This window comes from Adlercreutzia sp. DFI.6.23 (assembly GCF_024462535.1).
GTDB lineage: Bacteria > Actinomycetota > Coriobacteriia > Coriobacteriales > Eggerthellaceae > Adlercreutzia > Adlercreutzia rubneri.
Map to the genome: position 1 here is coordinate 1 of NZ_JANGBP010000476.1, position 303 is coordinate 303.

General features: G+C 68.0%; 1 protein-coding gene. It reads right to left on the reverse strand.

Translation table 11 applies throughout. The annotated features are described in order from the left end of the window. Positions 1–303: hypothetical protein (locus NE591_RS14220; protein WP_256156978.1), on the reverse strand; the 303-nt coding region annotated here is incomplete at both ends.

Genomic DNA, 303 nt, shown 5'->3' on the forward strand with positions numbered 1-303 from the left:
CCAGGCCCTTGAGGAACATCATGCCGGTCACGGTAGCGCCGGCGGCCGGCAATGCCAAGGAAAGAAGGGCGCCGGCACCGGTCATGACCACCGCGGCGAGCGCGCCCACGCCGAGAATGGAGACCGTGTAGGACGAGGAGACGAGCGGAAAGGCACCGCCCGCCGCACCGGGCAGGGAGAAAACGCCCTTGCGCAGATCCATGCGGGTGAGCGGCACGACGCAGGCGACCAGCAGCATACCGAGGAGAAGGCCGGTGAAGGCGAGGTCGTGCACGATGTCGTGCATGCCGACCATCGCATCGG